This is a genomic window from Frankia sp. CeTa3Moorea, from assembly GCF_978021225.1.
This window is the reverse complement of record NZ_CDXDOR010000178.1, coordinates 1-8,177: the sequence shown is the minus strand read 5'-3', so window position 1 is coordinate 8,177 and position 8,177 is coordinate 1. Positions and strand designations below refer to the sequence as shown.

The 8,177-nt window shown below is 70.3% G+C and carries 4 protein-coding genes; all 4 read left to right on the top strand.

All coding sequences use genetic code 11. The features are described from left to right. Positions 1-768: 768 nt before the first annotated feature. Entirely contained in the window at positions 769-2,109 is a 1,341-nt protein-coding gene (locus AC08OV_RS21400) for a helix-turn-helix transcriptional regulator (protein ID WP_476612985.1), read from the top strand. Between the two features lie 192 nt (positions 2,110-2,301). Continuing rightward, the gene (locus AC08OV_RS21395; RefSeq protein ID WP_476612986.1) at positions 2,302-2,958 is read left to right on the top strand and encodes an FMN-dependent NADH-azoreductase; all 657 of its coding nucleotides are present in this window, start codon (positions 2,302-2,304) and stop codon (positions 2,956-2,958) included. Between the two features lie 36 nt (positions 2,959-2,994). Further along, the gene (locus AC08OV_RS21390; RefSeq protein WP_476612987.1) at positions 2,995-4,188 is read left to right on the top strand and encodes a cytochrome P450; all 1,194 of its coding nucleotides are present in this window, start codon (positions 2,995-2,997) and stop codon (positions 4,186-4,188) included. Between the two features lie 78 nt (positions 4,189-4,266). Then, positions 4,267-8,177 (top strand): AMP-binding protein (locus tag AC08OV_RS21385; protein ID WP_476620188.1); only part of this gene is annotated, 3,911 nt, incomplete at its 3' end.

Genomic DNA, 8,177 nt, shown 5'->3' with positions numbered 1-8,177 from the left:
AAGGACGAACTTGTCTGGTCGCTTTCCAGGTTCGCTCCGTCCTGGCTATCGTCCGGCACCGGACCTCTTTTTCTGTGCGTTCTTGCTCTGCTGGGTCTGGCTATCTGAACGCCCCGACCGCGGACACCGGGGACCACGGCAGGCGAAACGGCAGGAATTCTACCCAACCGCCCTGATCCAACGAACTGCCGGTATCGGTGCGGGGGCCTATGGGCGGTGATGTGGGCCAGGGTCTCAGATAGTCTGAACGCCGCGTGAGGGAAAGAAGCCCAGGGTCGATCGCGGTCTTCGGCATCCGGGAAGAACGGTCTGTTGGCGCGCCCTTGCCTGCTTCACCGCAAACCAAGACTGCCCCGGCGGGGGATGTTGGGCGACGTTGACAGAGCCAGGCGGGGCGATGGAGCCTGTACGGGAAGTGTCGAACAAAACGGGACCACGCCGGGCGGCATCCCGGCGGCACGGATGCTGAGCCCGATCGGGAGGAGGCCTTCGGCGTACCGATGAGGTGACTCGCTGCCCCTCCGCGCGGTCCGGCCTTCTCCGACCCTGTGCTGTCGCCGATCTGCCACGAGCAGGCCAGCAGCCCACCGGTTGTTCGGCCAGGGCGAGCCGTGCCCGGCGGCATCGGGCGATCTGCTCACACTCCGGGTGCGCCGACAACGCGATCGGGCCGGGTCACCGGGCCGATCGCGCTCAGACCCCCTGGCATACGGCTACGAAGAGGTGATGGAAGTGCCCCGGGATTCGGTTGTCGGGCTCGCGCTTACCATGAGTGACGGGTCCGAAGTCCATGAGCCGATGGAGGGCTGCGAGAACCTGACGTGCGGGCTGGACCGGCTGGTGACGCTGTCTGCCTGGGCCTGGCGTGGCGGCGACCTGGGCAAGGGCCTGGACCTCGCCCGGCGCGCCGTGACGGGCCCGCGCCCAGCCTGCAACGGCGGGGAATGCCGCCCGATGGCCGGTGTCTGGTATGCCTTCCTGCTGACCTACTCCCGCGATCTCCAGACGGCGAAGCAGGTGCTGGACGATGTCCTCACCGGCGGCACCCGGGAGCCCGCGGCGAAGGTCCGGGCGGCCGCCGGCATGTGCCGGGCCGAGATACAGTTCGCCCGCGACCGGATGGACGAGGCCGCCGCCGAGGCCGAGGCCGCCCTTGCCGCGCTCGACGGCCTCGACCTGGACGTGATGCGGCCGATCGCCCACATCCTCCTGGCCCGCCGGGCGCTGCGCCGGGCCGACATCGACACCGCGCTCCTGCATACCGACCAGCTGATGGCTGGTGTCCTGCTGAACCAGGCCCGGCACATGCCAGGCCAAAGCGCGTGGGTCACCGCCGAGGTCCGAGAGGTCCGCGACGCGCCGGAGTCCGTCGCGCCGCTCGTGCGCGGGCTTGTCACCAACGAACATCTGGCGGGGGAGTTGCTGGCCGCCCAGCCCGAGGCTGCAGCCGGGCTGGTACGGGCAGCCCGCCGGCTCGGTGACGAGGAGCTGGCCGCGCTCGCCGTCGAGCGTGTCCGTGTGCTGTCGACCCGCAACCCCTCCTTCGGGGCGCTGCGTGCGGCCGCGATCCACGCCGGTGCGCTGTTCAAGGGCGATGCCCGGACCCTGGTGGCGGTCGCCGACCTGCACATCGGTCGACGGAACCGTGCCTCGGCCCTCGAGGACGCCGGAACCGTGCTGCGTGAGCGTGGGGCCGAGTCCGGCGGGTCGGTGGACCTGCTCAGACAGGCCGCGGACCACTACCTCGCAGTTGGTGCCTCCCGGGACGGCTCCCGGGTGGCCCGCAAGCTGCGGGACTTCGGCGTCCGGCGCGGCCGGATACCCCGGGTGGGTGCCACTGTCTCCGGAGCCGGCGTCGGGCAGCTGACCGACACGGAGTTCGCGGTCGCCGAACTCGTCAGCCAGGGGCTGACCAACACCCGGGTCGGCCAGGAGATGTTCATCTCGACCCATACGGTCGCGGCCCATCTGAAGAAGATCTTCCGCAAGCTCGGCGTCTCCTCCCGGGTAGAGCTGGCCAGCAGGTGGGAGCGGATCAAGAAGCAGGAGGTGGCGGACGGCGCGGCTGTCCGGCCGGTCGGGTCGCCATCCGGCTGGGAGCTTGCGTGACCGCCCCCGGCGAGCCGCCCGGCTGGTCCGCCGCGGGTACGCGTAAGCGGCCGGATCCGATCGAAGGCCGTACCAGACTGAGGGATGCCGCACTGGTAGCCACCAAGGTTAGCCTTCGAGAAACCGGGAAGCCTGCTCGAAATTCCTTCTGTGAGGGCGGGTAATCCACCGAACCGAGGTGAGAGGTTGGCTGTGCCTTCCTTGCTGCACATCGACGCGAGCATCCGTCAGGGTGAATCGACCTCGCGGAAGCTGTCCAGCTATTTCGCGGACCAGTGGCGGGAAAACCACCCTGGCGGCGGTTACGTATATCGCGACATCGGGTCCGAGCCAGTTCCGCACATCACTCACGGTGTCCGTGAGTGGCTGTTCGACCCGGAGACCGACGTCGAGGGCAACGCCGAGAAGCACGGCGTCAGCCCGGAGGACAAGGCGCTCACCCAGGCGCTCACAGCCGAGGTGCGGGCGGCCACCACGCTTCTCATAGCGATCCCGATGTACAACTACACGGTTCCATCGTCGTTCAAGGCCTGGATCGACCGACTCGTGACGCCGGCCCACATGGTGGCCCCAGGCTCGGAAGACGGCCTGCTGCGTGGGAAGTCGGTGGTCGTGATCACCGCCCGCGGCGGCTCCTACGCCCCGGGCACCCCGCGCGAGGGCTGGGATTTCCAGGAACCCTACGCGGCGGCCGTGCTCGGCGCGATCGGCCTGGCTGACGACCTGCAGTTCGTCCACTCCGAGCTTACCTTCGCCCAGATCGTGCCCCAGATGGCTGCGCTCAGGCCGATCGCCGAGAAGTCCCTGGCCACCGCGCACGAGACTCTCGGGAAACTCGCGACGCAGTGAGCGGAGCGACATCGATCTAGGCCAAGGGAAGAGACGATGACCGACACCGTTTCGTTCGAGATCCCCTGGGACCGCACCCACCGGTTCGACCCGGCCGCCATCTTCGACGAGCTGCGCCCGGAGCGTCCACTGACCCGGATGACCTACCCGGACGGCCACATCGGATGGCTCGCGTCCAGCTACGAGCTTGCTCGGAAGGTCCTCAGCGACCCCCGGTTCAGCCACAGCCTGGAGACCTGCCACTTCCCGGTCACGAAGTTCGGGCAGCCGGTGCCACCGGTGCCGGCCCAGCCGGGCATGTTCATCCACGTAGACCCGCCGGACCACACGCACTACCGGCGGATGGTGACCGGCGAGTTCACAGCCCGCCGGTTAGGCCAGCTGACGCCGAGGCTGCGGCAGCTCGCCGCCGAGCAGATCGCCGAGATGAAGGCGAGCAGTCAGCCGGCCGACCTGTCGTCGGCGTTCAGCCGGCCGTTCGTGCTGCGCATGCTGTCGGAGCTGCTCGGATTCCCCTACGACGAGCGGGAGCACTACGCTGATGCGCCCGCCGTCATGCATGACCCGGACTGCACGTTCCCGGAGATGGAGGCCGCCTTCGGAGGGCTCATGCCCTGGCTGATGGAGCTGATCGGCCGTAGGAGGGAGAATCCGGGCGACGACATCCTCAGTCGGCTGATCAGCGGCGGCCAGCTGAGTGATGAAGAAATCTACAACATGATGATCATGTTGCTCTTTGCCGGCTACGAGACCACCGAGAGCGCGCTCACGGTCGGTGTCTTCGCTCTCCTGAGCTACCCGGAGCAGCTCGCCGCGCTGCGCGCAGATCCCAGCAGGCTGGACAACGCGGTTGAGGAGCTGCTGCGCTACCTGACCGTGAACCAGTACGAGATCTTCCGCACCGCGACGGAGGACGTCGAGCTGGGCGGGCACGTCGTGGCGAAGGGCGACACGGTCACCGTGTCGCTGCCGGCCGCAGACCGCGACCCGGACAAGTTCCCCGACCCGAATCGGCTCGACATCGACCGGGACACCTCCGGCCACGTGGCCTTCGGCCACGGCGTGCACCAGTGCATCGGGCAGAACCTTGCCCGAATCCAGCTGCGCGTCGGCCTACAGGCCCTGCTCGAGGCCTTTCCGGGGCTGCGGCTCGCCGTATCGGCGAACGATGTCCCGCTGCGTCTGAGGGGTTCCGTATTCGGCGTCAAACGCCTGCTAGTGTTCTGGTAGCGCGGCTCAGGAACGGCTCTCAGTCTTTTTCGGTAACGACTCTCAGTCTCAGGTCCCCTGACGGAGGTCGTAGCTATCGTGCGTGACGATCTGGTCAGACCGCTCCCCGAAATCCTCCGAGAACACGCCGCCCGATTCACCGACCGCATCGCCTTCTCCGACGACCGGCGTTCCGTCACCTACGCCGACCTGCACACCCGGACCGGCCGGCTCGCCGGGCACCTCGCCGACCTCGGGCTCCAGCGGGGCGACCCCGTGCTGCTCTGCCTGGGTAACCGGGTCGCGATGGTTGAGGCCTACTTTACCGTCCTGCGTGCCGCCGGTGTCGGAGTGCCGGTCAACCCGCAGTCCAGCCGGGCCGAGCTGGGCTACCTGCTGGCCGACAGCGGCGCCTCTTTCGTGATCACCGACACGGCGAATGCTGGCGAGTTCCTGAAGCTCGGCCCGAACGGTATGACTGTCCTGGCCACGAGCCCGGACCGGAGCCAGGAAAGCGAGCCCGGGACCGGCGGCGAGCGCTCCGAGCCGCACATGCCGCACGGGCCGTCCGAACTGCACGACTACGACCAGCTCACGGCCACCGATCCGGCCTCGTCCGCCCGCGACGACCTGGGCCTGGACGAAGTGGCCTTCATGTTCTACACGTCCGGCACCACCGGGCGGCCCAAAGGCGTGCTGTCCACCCAGCGGAACTGTCTGTGGTCGGTGGCTTCCAGCTACGTGCCGCTTCCCGGGCTCCGGCCCGACGACCGCGTGCTCTGGCCTCTGCCGCTGTTCCACAGCCTCTCGCACATTGCCTGCGTGCTGTCGGTGACGGCGGTCGGCGCGAGCGCCCACATCATGGACGGCCGCGCAGCCGAGGACGTGCTCGCCGAGCTGCGTTCCCGCCGTGCGACCTTCGTGGCCGGCGTCCCCGCCACCTATCACCACCTCGTCCGGCTGGCCCGCGAAAGCGCTCTGACCCTGCCAGACCTCCGGATCGGCCTGGTGGGCGGTGCCGTCACGGGGTCGCAGCTGCGGCGCGACTTCGAGGAGCTCTACGGCGTCTCGCTCATCGACGCCTACGGCAGCACCGAGACCTGCGGCGCCATCACGATGAACCCGCCGGACGGCGCGCGGGTGGAGGGGTCCTGCGGCCTGCCGGCGCCCGGCGTCGATGTCCGGGTGGTCGACCCCGACACCGGCCAGGACCGGCCGGTGGGGCAGGAGGGCGAGGTCTGGGTCCGCGGGCCGAACCTCATGGTGGGCTACCACAACAGCCCGGAGGCGACGGCGGCGGCGTTCCATGCCGGCTGGTTCCGTACCGGCGACCTCGCCCGCCGGGACGACGCCGGCTACTTCACGATCTGCGGCCGGATCAAGGACCTGGTCATCCGGGGTGGCGAGAACATCCACCCGGACGAGATCGAGTCCGTGCTGCGGACGGTGCCCGGGGTCGCCGACGCCGGAGTCTCAGCCCTGCCGCATGGCGTCCTCGGCGAGGTGCCGGTGGCCTACGTGGTGCCCGGGCCGGGCGGTCTCGACCCGCGGGCCGCGATCGAGCGCTGCCGTGAGCGGCTCGCCGCGTACAAGCTGCCCGAGCAGATCCGCGAGGTGGCCGCCGTGCCGCGGACGCCGTCCGGCAAGATCGTCCGGCGGCGGCTGGTCGATCTCCCCTCCTGGGCGCGGTATGCGGCGAGTGGCCGCCACGAGGGACTGGCCGAGCTCGGATGGCGGCCGGTTGGCGATCCGGACGGGCTGTCGGAGCCCCACCTGGCCTGGGTGCCCGTGGAAGGTGGACCCCGGCCGCTGGCCTGGCCTGGCCCGGACAGCACACTCGTCCTGACCGGGACCGGGACCGGCGGGCGCGGAGCCGCTCTGCTGCGCCGGTTCGTCGTCGGCTACGGCGTGCGCCGGGTGCTGTTCGCCGGCCTTCCCGCCGCCGCGGTGCCTGACGACCCCGAGCTGGCCGACGCCGAGATCGTCGCACTCACCGGTGCCCACGACGGGGGTGCCGACAGTGACATCCTGGCCGGTCTGAACGGCCTGGCCGGACCGGTCACGGTGGTCCACACCGCACCGGACGACGAGCTCGGCCGGGCCCTGGATGACGCTCTCCCGGACGCGACGGCCTTCCTCGTGGTGACCGACTCCGCGTTCCTGCTGGGCGCCCCGGGTGTGGACGCGCCGGAAGCACACGTCGGGCGGCAGGCCCAAGCCCTCGTCGACCGGCGATGCCAGGGCGGCCGGGCGGCCACGCTGCTGGCCTGGCCGGCCACTGACGACGGCGGCGACGGCGATGACCCGCAGGCTTTTCTCGCCGCCGTCGACCTCGCCCTCGGCAGTGGCAAGGCCGCCCTGGTCGGCCTGCGGCTGCCACCGGGAACGCCGGCGCCCGGCATCCTGCGTGACCTCGAGCCGGCTACGCCCGCGACCGCCGCACCGGACGCCGCGGTCACCGGCGCCCTGCAGGCCCGCCTGGGCGGGATGAGCCGTCGCGTCCAGTTGGAGACACTGGAGGAGCTGGTCCGCGGCCACGCCCGCGACGTCCTGCGCCGGCCTGGAGCGGACGACGACCTGCGCGCGGCCAGGGCTTTCCGTGACCTGGGACTGTCATCGGTGGCTGTGGTCGAGCTCCGCGACCGCCTCGCCGCGTCGACCGGCCTCGCCCTGCCGGCCACGATCACCTTCGACCATCCGACGGTGGCCGCGCTGGCCCGGCATCTGCGGGCAGAGATCCTTGGCCCGGACGCCGGCACCGCAGCGGACCTCGACGCCGACGCGGGCAACGAGTCGCTGGCCGCCGACGAGCCGATCGCGATCGTCGGGATGGCGTGCCGGCTGCCCGGCGGGGTCGCCGGCCCGGACGACCTGTGGCGACTGGTCAGCGAGGGCGGCGACGGCACCACGGACTTCCCCACCGACCGAGGCTGGGACCTGGACGCCCTGTTCGACGCCGACCATGAGCGGCCCGGCATCTCGCACGTCGACCGTGGCGGGTTCCTTGCCGACGCGGGTGCCTTCGACCCCGGCTTCTTCGGTGTCTCGCCGCGTGAGGCGCTCGCGATGGACCCGCAGCAGCGGCTGCTGCTCGAGATCTCCTGGGAGGCCATCGAGCACGCCGGGATCGACCCCACCGCGCTGGCCGGCCGCGAGGTCGGTGTGTTCGCCGGTGTCATGGGGCACAGCTCCGGTTTCGGGTCACCCGTGCCGCCCGAGCTGGAGGGTTTCATCACCACCGGCACCGCCTCGAGCGTGGCGTCGGGCCGGGTCTCGTATGTGTTCGGGTTCGAGGGGCCTGCGGTCACGGTGGACACGGCCTGCTCGTCCTCGCTGGTGGCCATGCATCTGGCTGCCTCCGCGCTGCGCCGCGGGGAGTGCTCGCTGGCGCTGGCCGGTGGGGCCACCGTGTTGTGGACGCCGGAGCCCTTCGTGGAGTTCTCCCGGCAGGGCGCGTTGGCCGCCGATGGTCGGTGCAAGTCGTATGCCGACGCGGCGGATGGTACGGGCTGGTCCGAGGGCGCGGGTGTGGTGGTGCTGGAGCGGCTTTCCGACGCCCGGCGGAACGGCCACCGGGTGTTGGCGGTGGTCCGTTCGTCGGCGGTGAACCAGGACGGTGCCTCGAACGGTCTTACCGCGCCGAGTGGGCTGTCGCAGCAGCGGGTGATTCGGCGGGCGTTGGCGAACGCGGGGCTGTCCGCGGGTGATGTCGATGCTGTCGAGGGTCACGGTACTGGCACGACGCTGGGTGATCCGATCGAGGTCCAGGCTCTGCTCGCCACCTATGGGCAGGGTCGGGAGGCTGGTCGGCCGTTGTGGTTGGGGTCGTTGAAGTCGAATATCGGGCATACGCAGGCTGCGGCGGGTGTCGCGGGTGTGATCAAGATGGTGCAGGCGTTGCGGCATGGTGTTCTGCCGGCGTCGTTGCATGTGGATGCGCCGTCGTCGCAGGTGGACTGGTCGGTGGGTGCGGTTGAGCTGTTGACCGGGTCCCGGTCCTGGCCGGAGGT

Bases quoted from the DNA above. Each gene is read 5' to 3' on its own strand.
- AC08OV_RS21390 (WP_476612987.1), top strand. From the start codon at position 2,995: ATGACCGACACCGTTTCGTTCGAGATCCCCTGGGACCGCACCCACCGG.
- AC08OV_RS21400 (WP_476612985.1), top strand. From the start codon at position 769: ATGAGTGACGGGTCCGAAGTCCATGAGCCGATGGAGGGCTGCGAGAAC.